This is a genomic window from Hyalangium minutum, assembly GCF_000737315.1.
Classification (GTDB): domain Bacteria; phylum Myxococcota; class Myxococcia; order Myxococcales; family Myxococcaceae; genus Hyalangium; species Hyalangium minutum.
Genome location: NZ_JMCB01000020.1, coordinates 135,049 through 152,571, shown reverse-complemented (window position 1 = coordinate 152,571; position 17,523 = coordinate 135,049). Strand labels below are relative to the sequence as shown.

Below are 17,523 nucleotides of genomic sequence, written 5' to 3'. Positions count from 1 at the left end.
GCGGAGTCCCTAGGACTCTGGTCCCATCCCTTCGTAACCGACGGTGGTCGAGCCGAGAGAACGGCGGCTCCCAGCTCCAGACATCAGGCATGCTCAACATTTCCGGCTACACCCTCCTGGGTGCCATCAAATCCACGGGCACCAACCTGCTCTTCCACGCGGTGCGGGACGCGGATCGACTTCCGCTCATCCTGAAGACGCCCACGGCGGCCTCACCCGGCCCGCGCGAGCGGGAGCGCTACCGCCGCGAGTTCGGCATCCTGCAGCGGCTCCGGGATGTGCGGGGCGTGCCGCGCGTCCATGCCTGCGAGCAGATTCGCGACCGGCCTGTGCTCCTGCTCGAGGAGGTGGAGGGAGAGCCCTTGTCCGAGTCCACGGGCAAGCCCTTCGAGGTGCTGCGCGCCCTGGAGCTGGGCATCTCCCTGGCCTCCACGCTGGCCGAGCTCCACCGCCGGGGCATCATCCACAAGGACGTGAAGCCCTCCAACGTCATCCTCGCCCGCACCGGGGAGACGTGCCTCATCGACTTCGGCACCGCCAGCCTCCAGCTCGTGGAGCACGTGGACGCGCTCCACTCGCCCTTCATCGAGGGGACCCTGGCGTACATGTCCCCGGAGCAGACCGGGCGCATGAACCGCTCGGTGGACTACCGCACGGACCTGTATTCGCTGGGTATCACCCTCTACGAGCTGCTCACCGGCACGCGCCCCTTCCACGGCAAGGATGCGCTCGAGTGGTTCCACGCGCACATGGCGCAGGCGCCGCAACCTCCCCTGGAGCGGGTGCCCGGCCTGCCGCCCGTGCTGTCCGCCATCGTCCTCAAGCTGCTGGCCAAGGTGGCCGAGGAGCGCTACCAGAGCGCCGAGGGGCTCCAGGCGGACCTGGAGCGCTGCTGGGACAGCGTGCGCCGGGGCGTGCACGAGCACTTCGTGCCCGGCCTCCTGGACCACTCTCCGCGCTTCCAGCTGCCGCAGCGGCTCTATGGGCGGGACACGCAGGCCGCCACGCTTCGCCAGACCCTGGAGCGCATCTCCCGCGAGAGCCGGCCCGAGCTCGTCCTGGTGCGCGGTTACTCCGGCATCGGCAAGTCCGCGCTGGTGCATGAGCTGCACAAGCCCGTGGTGCGCCAGCGGGGCTTCTTCCTCAGCGGCAAGTTCGATCAGTTCCAGCAGGACATTCCCTACTCCACGCTCGCCCAGGCCATCCGAGGGCTGACGCAGCAGCTGCTGTCCGGCACGGACGCGGAGCTGGCCCGGTGGCGCGAGCACCTGCAGCAGGCCTGGGAGGGCCAGGGCCAGGTGCTCGTGGAGGTGGTGCCCTCGCTGGAGCTCGTCGCCGGCAAACAGCCCGCGGTCCCCGAGCTGCCCGCCTCCGAGGCGCTGCACCGCTTCCACCGCGTGTTCCGCCGGTTCCTCGGCGTCTTCGCCACCTCCGAGCACCCGCTCGTCCTCTTTCTGGATGACCTGCAGTGGGCGGACCTGGCCACCCTCCAGCTGCTCCAGCACCTGCTCACCCACCCGGAGACGCCGCCGGTGCTGTGGATTGGCGCGTACCGGGACAACGAGGTGAGCCTCTCGCACCCGCTGTCGCTGACCCTCACGGAGCTGCGCAAGGCCGGCGCGCGGATGACAGACCTGCGGCTGGAGCCCTTGAGCGTCGAGGAAGTCCAGCGGCTCGTGGCGGACACCCTGCCCGGCGCGGGCCCGGCGCTCATCGAGCCGCTGTCGGCACGGCTCCAGGAGAAGACGGGCGGCAATCCCTTCTTCCTTCTCCAGTTCCTGCTCACGCTCAACCAGGACGGGCTCCTGGTGCGCACGCCCGAGGGTACCTGGCGCTGGGATGCCGAGGGCGTCCGCGCCAAGGGCTACTCCGACAACGTCGTGGACTTCATGGTGAGCAAGCTGCGCCAGCTCCCCACCAGCACACAGCTCCTGCTACGGCTTGCCGCGTGCGTGGGGAACGTCTTCCCGCTGCGGATCCTGCTCCTCATCTCCCCGCTGGAGGAGCCCCTCGACCTGGAGCAGGGGCTCGAGCCGGCGCTCCAAGAGGGGCTGGTGGCGCCAGCGGGACCGGACGCCTACCGCTTCCTTCACGACCGCATCCAGCAAGCGGCCCAAGCCCTCATCCCCCTGGAGGAGCGCAAGGCCATCCACCTGCGCATCGGCCGGCTGATGCTGGCGAGCCTGCGGCCCGAGGAGCTCCAGGAGAACCTCTTCGATGTGGTGAGCCAGCTCAACGTGGGCGCGGAGCTGCTCACGGACTCAGAGGAGCGCCACCGCGCGGCCCGCCTCAACGCCGAGGCCGGCACCCGGGCCCAGGCCTCCACGGCCCACCGCTCGGCCGCCACCTACTTCGCCCTCGCCTTCCAGCTGCTGCCAGGGAATCCCTGGGAGACGAACCGCGAGCTGGCCTTCAAGCTCCAGCGGGAGCAGGCGCGCTGCGAGTTCATGAGCGGCAACCCCGCCGAGGCCCGCCGGCTGGTCGAGGCGCTGCTGCCCCGGGCACGTACGCGGACGGAGACTGCTTCTGTCTACCGCCTGAAGAATGATCTCCACATCGTCGCGGGAGAGATCCAAGCCGCGCTCGAGAGCCTCCTGGAGGCGCTCTCGCTGATGGGCATGCCCTTGCCCGCGCACCCCTCGCAGGAGGAGGTGGCCGCCGCCAATGCGGAGGTGTGGCGGCTGCTGGGGGACCGCTCCATCGCGAGCCTGGCCGAGCTGCCTCGCGCGTCCGACCCGGACATGGAGGCGGTGATGAGCGTGCTGGCGGCCCTGTACGCGCCGGCCTACCTCACGGACATCAACCTGCTGGTGCTCCACCTGTGCCGGCTCGTCTCGCTCAGCCTGCGGCACGGCAACGCACCCGCCTCCATCCCCGGCTACTCCTCCTACGGGCTGGTGCTGGGGCCCTTCTTCAAGCGCTACGCGGACGGCTTCGCTTTCGGGCAGCTCGCCTGCGAGCTCGTCGAGCGCTATGACCTGGCCGCGCTGCGGGGCTCCGCGCTCTACAGCATGGAGACGATCTGCTACTTCACCCGGCCGCTCTCCACCGCCCTGGACTACATCCGCCGGGCCTTCCACCACGCGCTCCATGCCAGTGACTTCCAGATCGCCGGCTACTGCTGCAACCACATCGTCACGGATCGCCTCGCGCTGGGCCACGAGCTGGAGGAGGTCTACCAGGAGTCCGTGGCGCGCCTGGACTTCGCGCGCAAGGCGCAGTTCCTGGACGTGCGTGACATCATCCACTTCACCCAGCGCTACGTTCAGCAGCTGCGCGGGCTCGCGCCCACGTTCGGCTCGCTGAGCGGTGAGGACTTCCACGAGGAGACCTTCGAAGCCGGGCTGACCCCCGCGCGCATGAGCATCATGCGGTGCTGGTACTGGGTCATCAAGATGCAGGCCCGCTACATGGCGGGCGCCTATGCCGAGGCCCGCGCGGCCAGCGTCCGGGCGGAAGAGCTGCTCTGGTCCTCGGTAGGCCACATCCAGCTCCTGGACTTCCACCTCTTCCGAGCGCTGACGCTGGCGACTTCACTCGACGGAATGAGCGCCGAGCAGCGGGCCTGGGCCATCGAGGAGCTCCGCAAGCATCACGAGCAGCTGGCGGAGTGGGCAGGCAACTGCGTGGAGACCTTCCGCGCGCCCGAGCGGCTGGTCTTCGCGGAGCTGGCGCGCGTCACGGGCCGGGACACCGAAGCCTTCCGTGCCTACGAGGAGGCGCTCCAGGCGGCCCGCGAGCACGACTTCATCCAGTACGTGGCGCTGGCCAGTGAGCTCGCGGCCCGCTTCTGGTTCGCGCAGCGGATGCCCACCATCGCGGACAACTACGCCCGCAAGGCCCGCGAGGCGTACCTGCGCTGGGGAGCCAAGGGCAAGGCGGAGCAGCTGGATGCGCAGTGGCCGCACGTGGCCAACGCGGTGGCCAGCGAACAAACGATCACCGATACGGACTCGACGCAGATCGATGCGCTCACGGTGGTGAAGGCGCAGCAGGCCATCTCCGGCGAGATTGTCCTGGAGCGGCTGGCGGACACGCTGCTGAAGGTGGCCATCGAGAACGCCGGGGCGCAGCGCGGCGCCCTGCTGCTGCCGCACGGGGGCACGCTCTCGGTCATGGCGCTCGCGGGCACCGCTCCCGAGAGCTCCGTGGGGTTGCCGGCCGAGTCCTCGCTGCCGTGGACGGTCCTCGCCTACGTCCGGCGGACGCACGAGCAGGTCCTCATCAACGACGCCGCCCAGCCCCACCCCTTCGCGACGGACACGTGGCTGGAGCGCGGGAAGGTCCGCTCCGTGCTCTGCGTGCCGCTGCTGCGCCAGGAGGAGTTCCGCGGGGTGCTGTACCTGGAGAACAGCCTGGCCTCCAATGCCTTCACTCCAGCGCGGAGCGCACTGCTGGGGCACCTGGCCTCGCAAGCGGCCATCTCCCTGGAGAACGCGCGGCTGTACGCGGACGTGCAGCGCGCGGAGGTGGCCCTGCGCCGCGCCAATGACGACCTGGAGAAGCGGGTGGAGGAGCGCACGCGGGAGCTGCGGCAGGCCCAGGTGCAGCTGGTGGAGACGGCCCGCTCGGCGGGTATGGCCGAGGTGGCCACCAGTGTGCTCCACAACGTGGGCAACGTGCTGACGAGCGCCATCATCAACGTCCAGACGATGAGTCAGGTGCTGGGCACCTCGCGCATGGGGCGGCTGAAGCAAGTGTCCGCCATGTTCTCGGAGAACGCGCTGAAGCTGGCGGACTTCCTCACGCGCGATCCCCGCGGGGCGAAGCTGCCGGACTACCTCTCCGCCCTGACCGACGAGCTGCTCCGCGAGCAGTCCACGCTGCTGGACGGCATGTCGGCCATGGGCAAGCACATGGAGCACATCCGAGCCATCGTCCAGCTGCAGCAGACCTATGCGCGCAACACGCTCGTCACCGAGGAGTGCGATCTCTCGCAGCTGGTCGACGATGCGCTGAGCATTCAGATGGCGGCGCTCAAGCGCCACGGCGTCACCGTCATCCGTGAACTCCCTCCGCAGACTCAGGCGCAGGTGCGGGTGGACAAGCACAAGGTGCTGCAGATCCTCATCAACCTGATCTCCAACGCGAAGAACGCGATGGCACCGCTGCCTGTGGGACACCGCAACATGCACGTGCGGCTCGACGCGGTGGGCAACACGGCGCGCATCCAGGTGATGGACAACGGCGTCGGCATTGAGCCGGAGGTCCGCCCACGGCTCTTCGCCCAAGGCTTCACCACGCGCGAGGGCGGGCACGGCCTGGGCCTGCACTCGAGCGCGCTGGCGGCGCGGATGTTAGGAGGAGAGCTCCGCCTGGACAGCGGGGGGCCAGGACAGGGAGCCACGGCCACGCTGGAGCTGCCGCTGCTCGAGAAGAACGGAGGGACCTGACCCTCCGCGGCTTCTTGTGTAGAACCGCGGCATGAGCACGCCCACCGCAGTGCCGCCTGTGTCTCCGCCGTACCTCCTGCGAACGCCTCGCCTCCTCATCCGCTGCCTGGAGCCGGGCGATGCGGCGCTCCGGAAGGAGGCTCACGACTCCAGCGGGGAGCACCTGGCGGACGTCTATCCCGAGGCAGTCCAGCCGCTGGAGGTGCACCTCGCGCACGTGCGGCGGATGCGGGGGAACTTCGACCTGGACCAGGACCGGACCTACGGGGCGTTCGATCCGGAGAGCGGGCGGATGATGGGGGAGGGCTTCCTGCTCAAGCGGGCAGGCATCTCGGCGCTGGAGATCGGCTATTGGTTCCGCAAGGACGCGGTGGGCAAAGGCCTCGCGACAGAGATGTCCGCGGCGATGGTGAAGGTGGCCTTCGAGTTCGACAAGGTGCGGCGGTTGGACTTGATGTGCTCGCCGGGGAATGAGCGGAGCGCGGCGATGGCGCGACGGCTGGGGTTCACGTTCGAGGGGCGGCTGAGAGACAGGCAGCTCGCCCCGCACCACCCCCGGGGTGACTTGATGTGCTTCACGCTCCTGGCGTCGGAATACCTGCGGACCGCAGCCAGCCAGCTTCAGCTCGAGGCCTTCGACTTCCTCGGGCGCAAGCTCGCCTGAGCGCGGCGGGCCCCACCTTTAGGGTAGGGCCCACAGGCGTGTATGCTGGCGTCACCCACTTTTTCGGGGGAATGCGCCATTCACGACCCAGCCTTGACCCAGGAAGCGCTCGCCGAGCTCCCACCGGATATCGCCCAGAGCCCGCTCTTCAACGGCGACCTCGCGCCCATCCCCAAGGCGCGGCGCAACTGGACCACCTATAACTTCGCCGCGCTGTGGATCTCCATGGCGCACTGCATCCCTACCTACATGCTCGCCGGCGGCCTCATCGCCGTGGGCATGAACTGGTGGCAGGCGCTGCTGACCATCGGCCTGGGCAACCTCATCGTGCTGCTGCCCATCCTGCTCAACGCGCACCCGGGCACCAAGTACGGCATCCCCTTCCCCGTCTTCGCCCGCGCCAGCTTCGGCACCACCGGTGCCAACATCGCCGCCCTGCTGCGCGCCATCGTCGCGTGCGGCTGGTTCGGCATCCAGACCTTCATCGGTGGCGAGGCGGCCAAGACCCTCATCGAAGCGCTCTGGCCCTCGTTCGGAACGATCGCGCAAGGCACCACCTTGTTCGGCCTCTCCGTGCCGAGCGCCATCACCTTCCTGCTCTGCTGGGCGCTCCACATCCTCATCATCTACAAGGGGATGAACGCGGTCCGCGTCTTCGAGAACTGGGCGGCACCGCTCGTGCTGGTCATGGCCGGCGTCCTGCTGGTGTGGGCCGTCATGACGGCGGGGGGCCTGGGCCCCATGCTCGAGCAGCCCTCGCGGTTCGCCACCGTGGGCGAGTTCTGGAAGGTCTTCATCCCCTCCCTCACCGGCATGATCGGGTTCTGGGCGACGCTCTCGCTCAACATCCCCGACTTCACCCGCTACGGCCGAGGCCAGAAGGAGCAGATGCTCGGCCAGACACTGGGCCTGCCCACCACGATGATCGCCTTCTCGGCCATGGGCGTCATCATCACCAGCGCCACCCAGGCCATCCTGCACGGCGTGGACGTGGGCAAGCTGTGGGACCCGATGTTCCTGCTCGGCCAGCTCACCAGCTCGTCGAACGCCATCGGCCGGGACGCGCCGCTCATCGCCTCCGCGGGCACGCGCGCAGTCGTGGCCCTCATCTCCCTGTTCGGCGTGGGCGTGGCGACCGTGTCCGTCAACATCGCCGCCAACGTGGTGAGCCCGGCCAACGACTTCGCCAACCTCTCGCCACGCCACATCAGCTTCAAGACCGGTGCGCTCATCACCGGCATCCTCGGCATCGTGATGATGCCGTGGAAGCTGCTCTCCAGCGCGGAGACGTACATCTTCAACTGGCTCATCGGCTACTCGGCGCTGCTCGGCCCCATCGCCGGCATCATGATCGCCGACTACTGGCTGCTGCGCCGGAAGGAGCTGGATGTGGCGGACCTGTACCGCCCGAATGGCCGCTACGCGGGCACCAACTGGGTCGCCGTCGTCGCGCTCGTGGTGGGCGTGCTGCCCAACCTGCCGGGCTTCCTCAAGAGCGTGAAGCTCATCGAGGGGCCGCCGGGCTTCTTCGATGAAATCTACGTCTACGCGTGGTTCACGGGCTTCATCCTGGCGGGCGCCGTGTACCTGGCGGGCATGCGGCTGGCTCCCAAGGCCCAGCCGCAGCCGCCTCCCAACGCGGCGGTGTCCTAGCTAGCCGCTCTTCCTGCGCGCGGCCTGGGTCGCCTCCAGGCCGCCGGGAACGAAGTCTGTCCCCTTGGCCACCCGGTCATTCCACGTCTCCATGGGCTTGCCGGTGGGGAGCTCTTCCATGGTGATGCAGTCCGGCACCGGGCACACCAGCTGGCAGAGGTTGCAGCCCACGCACTCGTCGTTGTCCACGAAGGGCACCCGGGCGCCCGGCGTGCCGGCCTTCGCCGTCACCACGCGGTTGGGGATGTCCTTCGGGATGTGCGTGTGGCCAGCCTTGCGCGACTCCTCCTCCGTGCGCCCCGGCACGTGGATGCACTGGTGCGAGCCGTCCATGCAGGCCACGTAGCAAAGCTGGCAGCCGATGCACTTGTCCTCGTTGATCTTCGCCACCAGCTTGTAGGACAGGTCCAGCTCGCCCCAGTCCTGGTACGCGGGAACCGCGCGGCCGCGCAGCTCCATCACCGACTTCATGCCCTTCTCGTCCAGGAAGTTCGAGAGCCCCTCGATCATGTCCTCGACGATGCGGTAGCCGTAGTGCATCACCGCCGTGCACACCTGCACGGAGGTAGCGCCCAGGGCGATGAACTCGGCGGCGTCCTTCCAGTTGGAGATGCCACCGATGCCCGAGATGGCCAGCTTGCCGCACTGCGGATGGCGCGACAGCTGCGACATCAGGTGCAGCGCGATGGGCTTCACCGCCGGACCGCAGTAGCCACCGTTCGTGGAGGCGTTGCCCACGCGCGGCAGCGGCACCATGCGGTCCAGGTCCACGCCCATCAGCGACTTCACGGTGTTGATGAGCGAGAGCGCCGGGACACCCGCGCGCACTGCCGCCTCACCGGGCTCGAGGATGTCGCCCACGTTCGGCGTGAGCTTCACGATGACGGGAACCTGGGCGTACTCCATGGCCCACCGGGCGATCTCCTCCAGCACCTTGGGCTCCTGGCCCACGGCCGAGCCCATGCCACGCTCGCACATGCCGTGGGGGCAGCCGAAGTTGAGCTCCAGGAGGTCCGCGCCGGTGTCCTCGGCCTTGCGGATGATCTCCTTCCACTCCTCCTTCGTCTCCACCATGAGCGAGGCGATGAGGGTGTGCTTCGGGTAGCGCCGCTTCACCTCGCGCATCTCGCGCAGGTTCACCTCCAGCGGCCGGTCGGTGATGAGCTCGATGTTGTTGAGACCCATCAGCCGGGTGCTGCCGTAGTCGATGCCACCGAAGCGGCTCGTCACGTTGACGATGGGGTTGCCCAGCGTCTTCCACACGGCGCCGCCCCAGCCCGCGTCGAAGGCGCGCATGACCTGATCGCCGGTGTTGGTGGGCGGCGCGGAAGCCAGCCAGAAGGGGTTCGGGCTGCGAACCCCACAGAAATCAATCTCCAGATCGGCCATCGCTCTTTACGCTCCTGCCAAGTGCCGTTGAATGTCCCGGACGGCGACTTTCGCTTCCGCGACGGCGTTGACGACTTCCTTGCCTCCGTTGACGCAGTCCCCGCCGCTCCACACCTTGGCGTTGCCGGTGCGGTGCGTGGCCGCGTCCACCTTCACCCGGCCGCGGGAGTCCAGCTCCACGCCCGGGAAGGCCCGAGCCACGCCGGTGGCGCGCTCCTGGCCAATGGCCATGCAGACGAGCTCCACCGGCACCAGCTCCTCGGTGCCCGGCACGGGCTTGCCATCACGGGTGGTGGCCAGCTTCACGCCCACCACCTTTCCATCCTTGTGGACGATCTCCACCGGCTGGCGGTTCTCCACGAGCCGCACGCCGTCCACCCGCGCGCCGTCCAGCTCGTGGGAGTAGCCGCCCATCTCCTTCTCGGAGCGGCGGTACACCATGTCCACCTCGACGCCGAGCAGCGCCAGCTCGTGGGCGATGTCCAGCGCGGTGTTGCCGCCGCCCACCACCATGGCGCGCTTCACGCCCTTCAGCGCGAGGCCTGGCTCCACCTTGATGCGCTCGATGAAGTGGGTGGCGCCGTGGACGCCCTCGCCCTCCTCGCCGGGCACGCCCAGCTTGGAGTCCGCCCCGAGCCCCAGCCCGAGGAACACGGCGTCATGGGACGCGAGCAGCTCCGAGGTGGACACCTGGCCCGGCTCCTTCGCCTGCTCCACCACCTCCACGCCCATGCGCAGCTCGATGCGGCCCAGCGAGAGCACCCACTCGAACTCGCGGAGGGCCTCGGGGCTCTTGAGCTTGTACGGGGCGATGCCCAGCGAGTTGAGCCCGCCGGGGATGGCCTTGCGCTCGTAGATGATGCAGGTGTGTCCCTCCAGCGCGAGCATGCCCGCGGCCGCGATGGACGCGGGGCCCGAGCCCACCAGGGCAATGCGCTTGCCGGTAGAGGGCTTGGCCTGGAAGAGCTCCGGCGTCTTCTCGAGCGTGTTCTCCACCGCGTAGCGCTGCAGCCGGCCGATGTTGATCGGCTCGCGGCCCCAGCCGGTGTAGACGCATGAGCCCGCACACAGCACCTCGACCGGACAGGCCTGGGCACAGCTCTGGCCCAGGATGTTGGCGGTGAGGATGGTGCGCGCGGCGCCCTTCACGTTGCCCGTGCCGATCTTCCGGATGAACTCCGGGATGTTGATGGCGGTGGGGCACGCCTTGATGCACGGCGCGTCCGAGCAATACAGGCAACGGTTTGCCTCGGCCATCGCCTCGCCGAATGTGTAGAGGGGCTTCTTGTCCTTGAAGCCCTCCTCTGCGCGGCCAGTAGGCAGGTCGAAGCGCTTCGGTTCCATGACTCTCATTTCGGTGAAGACCTCAGTGCTCGACTCGAACTACGGGAGCTGCTTGACCATGTTCTCGTAGGTGTCCGGGCGGCGATCCCGGTAGAACTGCCAGGTGCGGCGCACCTCCTCGATCATGTCGAGGTTCATCTCCGCCGTGACGAGCTCGTCCTTGTCCTCACTGCCCACCGCGAGCATTTGGCCGCGCGGATCGCAGAAGTAGCTGGTGCCGTAGAACTTGCCGATGTTCCACGGGGCCTCGGTGCCCACGCGGTTGCTGGCCGCGATGTAGTAGCCGTTGGCCACCGCGTGAGCCGGTTGCTCCAGCTTCCACAGGTACTGGGACAGGCCCGCCACCGTGGCGGACGGGTTGAAGACGATCTCCGCCCCGTTCAGGCCCAGCAGGCGCGCGCCCTCGGGGAAGTGCCGGTCGTAGCAGATGTACACGCCAATCTTCGCGTAGCGCGTCTGGAACGTGGGGTAGCCCAGGTTGCCCGGCTTGAAGAAGAACTTCTCCCAGAAGCCGTTCGTCTGAGGAATGTGGTTCTTGCGGTACTTGCCCAGGTACGTGCCGTCCGCGTCCACCACCGCCGCGGTGTTGTAGTAGACGCCCGCCATCTCTCGCTCGTAGATGGGGATGACCATCGCCATCTGGTACTTCTTGGCGTAGGCGCTCAGCCGCTCCACCGTGGGGCTGTTGGGGATGGGCTCGGCGAGATCGCACCACTTCGGATCCTGCGAGGGACAGAAGTAGGGGCCGTTGAAGACCTCCTGCAGACAGAGGATCTGCGTGCCGCGCTTGCCGGCCTCCTCGATGAGCGGCAGGTGCTTCTCGAACATCGCATCGCGGATCGTCTGCACGGATGCCGACGGATCGTTGATGGGGTTGGACATCTGGATGAGCCCGCCGATGACCTTACGTGCCATGGATTCCTCTTCTAAAGGGGATGGGACCGCGCTCAGCGCAGCAGCGAGCCGTGGGTGGCGCGCTTGATGTACTGGCCGCCGCCCTCGGTCTTCAGCTCGTTCTTCTCGATGATGACTCGGCCACGGGAGAGCACCGTCTCCGTGAAGCCCTGCACCTGGAAGCCCTCGTAGGCGCTGTAGTCCACCTTCATGTGGTGGGTGTGCGGGTTGTTCACGCTGATGGTCTCCTTGCGGTCCGGATCGAAGATGACGATGTCCGCGTCGGAGCCCACGGCGATGGTGCCCTTCTTCGGGAAGAGGCCGAACGCCTTGGCCGCCGCCGTGGACGTGAGCTCCACGAAGCGGTTGAGGCTGATGCGTCCGCCCACCACGCCGCCGTTGTAGACGAGGCTCATCCGGTTCTCGACGCCCGGCGCCCCGTTCGGAATCTTCGTGAAGGAGTCCTTGCCCAGCTCCTTCTGGTCCTTGAAGCAGAACGGGCAGTGGTCCGTGGCGATCGTCTCCAAGTCCCGGAACTTCAGGCCCTGCCACAGCACGTCCTGGTTCCACTTCTCGCGCAGCGCGGGCGTCATCACCCACTTGGCGCCCTCGAAGCCCTCGCGCTCGTAGTAGCTGTGGTCCAGGAAGAGGTACTGGGGACACGTCTCCGCCACCACGTCCACGCCGCGGGCCCGGCCGATCTTCACCTGCTCCAGTGCGTCCGAGCTCGACAGGTGGACGATGTACAGCGGCACCTTGGCCACCTCGGCGATGGCGATGGCGCGGTGCACGCCCTCGGCCTCCATGCGCGTGGGCCGCGTGAGCGCGTGCCACTTGGGCGAAGTCTTCCCGTCCTTCACCGCGCCCTTGATGATCTCGTCGATGACGATGCCGTTCTCGGCGTGCATGCAGATGCGGGTGCCGTTCTCCCCCGCCTGCCGGAACGTGCGGTACAGCGTGCCGTCGTCTACATAGAGGACGCCCGGATACGCCATGAACAGCTTGTACGAGGTGATGCCCTCATCCACCAACCGGCGCATCTCCGGCAGCCGCTCGTCCGGCATGTCGGTGATGATCATGTGGAAGCCGTAGTCGATGGTGGCCTTGCCGCTGGCCTTGTCGTGCCACGCGTCCAGGCCCTTCAGCGTGGACTCGCCCTTGGTCTGGATGGCGAAGTCGATGATGGTGGTGGTGCCGCCGAACGCCGCCGCCTTCGTGCCGCTGGCGAAGTCATCCGCCGACGTGGTGCCGCCGAACGGCATGTCGAAGTGCGTGTGGGGATCGATGCCGCCAGGGAGAACCAGCCGGTTCGAGGCGTCGATCACCTTGTCCGCCTGGACCTTCAGGTCCTTGCCGATGAGGGTGATCTTCTCGCCCTCGATGAACACGTCCGCCACGTAGTCATCCACGGCGGTGACGATGCGGCCGTTCTTGATGAGGATGCTCATGTGCTCCCCTTATGGTTCAGAGCAGACTGAATACCCTGTAGGTAGATGGTGTGGCAAACACTCGGCCCCCCATGCTGGGGGGCTCGACGCGGGTGAGAACGGCCCCATGGCCCGCCGCTGGACCGTCAGGCAGACACACCCGCCGTCCTTGACGCGAAGCGTCCAGCTGAGGGCTCACCTGCATTGACGCTCGGAGCCCGTGCGCGTGGACTTGCCCCCTCTCCTTCCCTTGGAGGTGTCATGCGCGGACGCTGGCTCCTGAGCCTGCTGGGCTCTCTGCTGTTCCTCACGGCGTGCGGCTCGGAGGACAAGCCGCCCGAGACCGGATGCACCGGGAGCGGAGGACTCGGAACGCTCCAGCTCATCGTCACCGGGCTGCCCAATCCCGCGGCCGCGAAGATTCAGGTGAAGGACTCGCACCTGACCCGTCTCCAGGAGGGAGCCGGGGAGCTGAGCTGGCCTCAGGGGACTGTGGAGATCCTTCCGCAGACCGTCGCACCGTTTCAGGAGCCGGTGAGAACAGCCTATCGGGGAGTGGCCTCGTCCTCCTCCGCCTGCGTGCGGGGCGGTGAGCGCACCGAGGTGACGGTGACGTACTCTCCCATTGCCAGCAGCGGGAAGCTGTGGACCAGCAACGGCTCGGGCGGCACGGCGCCCCTGCTTGGATTCGCCTCGACGCTGCTGAGCGCCAGCGGCAGCCCCGCCGCCACGGTGGCGGCCACCACCGGAGGCGCGGACGGCTCCGCGTTCGACAAGGAGGGCAACCTGTGGGTGGTCGGCGGCACCACCGCGGATCCGCCGGTGCTCAGGCTCCCCGCGAGCATTCTGGGCAGCTCGGGCCAGAAGGCCGCGGACATCACCTTGAAGGGCGGCCCCCTCGAGGGCGGCTTCCCCCGCGCCCGCGCGCTGGCCTTCGACGCGAGCGGCAACCTCTGGGTCTCCGTGGTCTTCAACAATAAGATCGTCCGCTACACCCCGGACCAGCTCACCGCCAGCGGCAGCCCCACGCCCGGCGTCGAGCTCACTGGGCTCGACGGGCCCTCGGGGCTGGCGTTCGACGCGGGCGGCAACCTGTGGGTCGCCTTCACTGGCTCGGACCGGGTGGCCCGCTACAACGCGAGCCGCCTCACGGCCTCGTCCACCGCGGCTCCGGACCTCGTCATCCAGGGCAGGACACCCGGGCCTGTCTTCGCCGACCTCCGCGCGCCCTCGGGCCTGGCGTTCGACGCGAACGGCAACCTGTGGGGCACCTTTGATGGCACCTTCGCCCGGCTCACCCCCGCCGACCAGCAGGGCTCAGGCGAAGTCACCCTCACGCCCTCGGTCCTGATCAGCCTCACCGTCACCGCGCTCCCGGACGGGATTGTGTTCGACGAGGGCCGAGGCATGTGGTTCGCGCTTCGGGCGGGGGAGTTCGGCCGGTTCGGCCCGGATCAGCTCCTCAGCTCGGGCGAAAAGTCCCCCACGACGGTCATCACCAGTCCGGACGTCGGCTACGCAGGCTGGTTCTCCTTCTACCCCGCCCCTGCCGACCTGCCGCTGTACCACCGGCTCCCGCTCTGAGCCCTCCCTCCCCAGGCGCGCGGCCCCTTCGAAAACGACTTTTCACCACAATGTGGGCGCAGGCACGCAACTTTCCCCCACCATGTGGGATAATTCAGGCAAAGCATCACCTTTCAAAGCAAAGGTTTGCAGGAGCCTCCCATGACTTCCATCCACCGCAACCAGAGCGCGTTCAGCCCGGCCAGCACCACCGCCGCGCGCGCCACCCCCGAGTCCAAGTCCCTGAATCCCATCGGGAAGTTGGTGGACCTGGCCAAGGACGGCATCGCCGACATTCCCCGCTTCGTGAAGATGGGCCTGGACGTGTTCGAGGCCGCGCACGGAGCGGAGCTGAACAAGCTGTTCGGCGGTGACGCCAAGCCGGACCGCCTGAACGACGGGAAGCTCGTGGGCACGCAGGGCCAGACGTTCCCGCCCGGCACCCCGCTGAGCCAGATCCCCGGCGTCACGCCGAAGAACAACCCGAACCCCTCGGAGACCCTCCTCTACGTCAACGGCATCATGACGCCGCTGGATGGCCAGATGAAGGAGATGCAGTCCATCGCGGAGACCTCGGGCGCCAAGGTGGTGGGCATCCACAACGCCACCCAGGGCCTGACGGCGGACCTGGCCCAGTGCGTGACGGACAAGCTCGACAAGGGCACCAACCCCGCCGTGGACACGCTGGCCGACACCGTCTACTCGGAGCTGAAGGCCGGCCGCGACGTGCACCTGATGGGCTACAGCCAGGGCGGCCTCATCACCGCGCGCGCCCTCTTTGATGTGGAGAAGCGGCTGCGCGCCGAGGACGGGATGTCCAAGGATCAGGTGGAGAACCTGATGAGCCACCTCAAGGTGGAGACCTTCGGGGCTGCCTCGACGAAGTACCCGGACGGGCCGCAGTACGTGCACTACGTCAACAACGCGGACCCCGTGCCCACGCTCACGGGCCTGGGCGGCAGCTTGGATCCGCTCCAGTTCCTGAAGGACGCGGGCAAGGGCGCGGTGGTGCACCGCTTCACGGACGGCAACCTCAACCCGATCAGCAACCACATGCTGGACACCCTCTACATGAAGCACCGGGTGTCCTTCGACGAGGCCCGCGCTGGCCAGTTCTAGTCTTGAAGGCACAGGGGTCCTGCTGCCCGCTTGACCGGGCTTGCCGCCTGGCCGTCTGATCTCCGGCCATGCGCTCGCTCCTGACGATTGGCCTTCCGCGTTGTGGGTCCACGTCCTCCCTGCGGCTGCTGCCGCTCGGAGCGCTGCTGGTGCTGGTGGCTTGCGGCGATAAGGCCCCCCCTCCCCCCGAGCCCACGCCGGAGAACCCGGTGCCTTCGGTGCCCACCCCCCCGGTCTCCGAGGCCGCCGAGTACCCCGAGTCCCTGCTCTGCCCTGAGTCCTCTGGCTCGGATCCCCTGTGCGGCACGCCCTATGCGGTGGCGAGCGCGATGAGCGCCGAGGAACTGCAGACCCGCTACAACACGGGCCTCGCGGCCTGGCGCTACGAGGGCACGCGCGGCTCCTGCGCCAGCTGCCACAGCCCAGATGCCATCGAGCTGGCGCGTGTCGGGTACACGGACGCAGATGTGCTCCGGCGCGCCGCCACCCATGTCGACAGCGCCCGGGCCCAGGCCATCGTCGGCCTCGTCCATGTGCAGCGGCAGCGCTACGACATGAAGCGCCTGCTGCACCCCGCGCGCTTCCGGCCGCTCCAGCCCGCCTACGAGCCCTTCGCCGCCAAGACACAAGGCCTGCCCGTCCATGACTCGCGCGCCCAGAGCGAGCGGGACGAGCTCTTCATGGACCACCTGCTCAACGACCGGAAGTTGCTGTGGGCCACCGGCCGCATCGACTCGCTGGAGAAGGCCCGCCAGGCCTATGAGGAGCTGCTCGCCATCGACCTGCGCCAGCTGCGCCTGGGCCTGCCGTTCGACCACCTCTCCGAGGATGGCTTCCATGGCGAGGAGCACCGCTCCGTCTTCGAGTGGTTCCCGGACATGGCCACCCAGCCCAAGCCCAGCGCGAGCGCCGAGTGGTACCGTCTGGTGGACGCGTACCTGTCCGACCCGAGCGACCGCAACCTCTGGGGCTACTACGACGCCGTCCCCGCGCTGACGGCGTGCAACCCGGATCTGGCCGGCGCCAACCTCGCGGACTACCCGCGCGCCTGTGAGTGGATGCGCCTGAAGTACCGCTCGCTCCAGGTCTTCCAGCACATGCTGCGTCACGGCACCCTGCGCTACCCCGAGCTGCTTGTGGACGAGCGCACCGGCTCCGAGCCCGTGCCCCTGCGCAACCACCTGGAGAAAGTCATCGCCCGCAACCCCATCTGGGAGACGGGGGACTTCCTGCGCATCCAGCCCCTGGCGCGCAGGCTCCCGGTGACGTGCGACGACGGAGCGCACCCGTGCACCGTGCTGCCCCCCGTCGTCGACCAGACCATCCACAGCGAACCCTCCTATACGGAGGCCCGCATCAAGCAGAGCGAGGTGTTCCAGCAGACCTGGTTCCTGATGTCGTTCCAGCGGGATCCGGCGCTGCTCTACGAGGGCGACAGCTTCGCCACCTTCATCGGGGACTACCTGGAGTCCGTCCTGCTGCCCTACTACGACGTGCACCACGCCTTCGTCGTCGCGAAGATGGCGGTGGAGAAGTCGGCGGCGCGCGACTGGATGGATGCGCCGGGCTTCCGCGCGGGCACGGGGAAGATCGCCAGCGTGCGCACCTTCAGCTTCAAGCAGCTGCGCGACAACTTCAGCCCGCCCCCCGCCGACAGCCGCCGGCGCCCAGTGCATAACCGGATGTTCGCCAACTTCGCCCGGATGTTCATCTACCTGGTGGAGGAGGACCTGAAGAAGACGGGTGAGATCTTCGACCGCGACGAGGTGCTCTACGCCGTCCGCTTCATGCGCACGTGGATTCAGCAGCTGGAGGGCGCGGAGGACGCGCAGCTCAACGCGCGCGTGCTGTCCATCGAGTCGCTGGCGAAGTCCGCGCGGGAGCTGCGCACCGCCGAGAACCGCACCCAGAACCCCGGCACAGGGCTGCAGCCCAACGGGCGGTGGGCGGAGTTCTCCACCCCCTACGGTGGCTGAGGCGCGACGTCCCGGCTCCCCAGAGCAAGGAGGCCTGAGTTCCCTTCCCTGCCTCGGAGGGAAGCAGGCAGGGCTGGAGCGGCTTGAAGTAGAGTCGCCGC

General features: G+C 68.1%; 10 protein-coding genes. 6 read left to right on the top strand and 4 right to left on the bottom strand.

All coding sequences use genetic code 11. From position 1 onward, the window contains the following. Positions 1-89: 89 nt before the first annotated feature. The 3 genes from DB31_RS37040 to DB31_RS37030 all read left to right on the top strand — a co-directional run bounded on the left by DB31_RS37040 (position 90) and on the right by DB31_RS37030 (position 7,710). The gene (locus DB31_RS37040) at positions 90-5,393 is read left to right on the top strand and encodes a trifunctional serine/threonine-protein kinase/ATP-binding protein/sensor histidine kinase (RefSeq protein WP_044197018.1); all 5,304 of its coding nucleotides are present in this window, start codon (positions 90-92) and stop codon (positions 5,391-5,393) included. Positions 5,394-5,424: 31 nt separating this feature from the next. Beyond that, entirely contained in the window at positions 5,425-6,057 is a 633-nt protein-coding gene (locus tag DB31_RS37035) for a GNAT family N-acetyltransferase (RefSeq protein WP_044197016.1), read from the top strand. Positions 6,058-6,150: 93 nt separating this feature from the next. Then, positions 6,151-7,710, top strand: a complete 1,560-nt coding sequence (locus DB31_RS37030; RefSeq protein ID WP_240487088.1) for an NCS1 family nucleobase:cation symporter-1 — start codon at positions 6,151-6,153, stop codon at positions 7,708-7,710. On the opposite strand, the gene preA is transcribed toward DB31_RS37030, so the two are convergent. From preA to hydA, 4 genes are read right to left on the bottom strand one after another with little or no spacing between them, the layout of a single operon-like run. Then, positions 7,711-9,099 carry an NAD-dependent dihydropyrimidine dehydrogenase subunit PreA gene (gene preA, locus DB31_RS37025; protein WP_044197012.1) on the bottom strand — a complete coding sequence of 463 codons (1,389 nt, stop codon included), beginning with the start codon at positions 9,097-9,099 and terminating at the stop codon, positions 7,711-7,713. A 6-nt stretch (positions 9,100-9,105) separates the two neighbouring features. Next, a complete protein-coding gene (locus DB31_RS37020; RefSeq protein WP_240487086.1) occupies positions 9,106-10,443 on the bottom strand; it encodes an FAD-dependent oxidoreductase in 1,338 nt (445 codons plus the stop codon). Between the two features lie 39 nt (positions 10,444-10,482). Then, entirely contained in the window at positions 10,483-11,358 is an 876-nt protein-coding gene (locus DB31_RS37015; protein ID WP_083969128.1) for a nitrilase-related carbon-nitrogen hydrolase, read from the bottom strand. 32 nt (positions 11,359-11,390) lie between these two features. Beyond that, positions 11,391-12,785, bottom strand: coding sequence for a dihydropyrimidinase (hydA, locus tag DB31_RS37010; protein WP_044197010.1), 1,395 nt, complete (start codon positions 12,783-12,785; stop codon positions 11,391-11,393). A gap of 240 nt (positions 12,786-13,025) precedes the next feature. On the opposite strand from hydA, the gene DB31_RS37005 reads away from it, so the two are divergent. From DB31_RS37005 to DB31_RS36995, 3 genes are all read left to right on the top strand, one after another. Beyond that, positions 13,026-14,348 carry a Vgb family protein gene (locus DB31_RS37005; RefSeq protein ID WP_052420547.1) on the top strand — a complete coding sequence of 441 codons (1,323 nt, stop codon included), beginning with the start codon at positions 13,026-13,028 and terminating at the stop codon, positions 14,346-14,348. Positions 14,349-14,489: 141 nt separating this feature from the next. Then, complete coding sequence (locus DB31_RS37000; RefSeq protein ID WP_044197008.1) at positions 14,490-15,446, top strand: hypothetical protein; 957 nt, start codon at positions 14,490-14,492, stop codon at positions 15,444-15,446. A 68-nt stretch (positions 15,447-15,514) separates the two neighbouring features. Beyond that, on the top strand, positions 15,515-17,422 hold the full coding sequence (locus DB31_RS36995) for a hypothetical protein (protein ID WP_044197006.1): 1,908 nt from the start codon (positions 15,515-15,517) through the stop codon (positions 17,420-17,422). Positions 17,423-17,523: the final 101 nt, after the last annotated feature.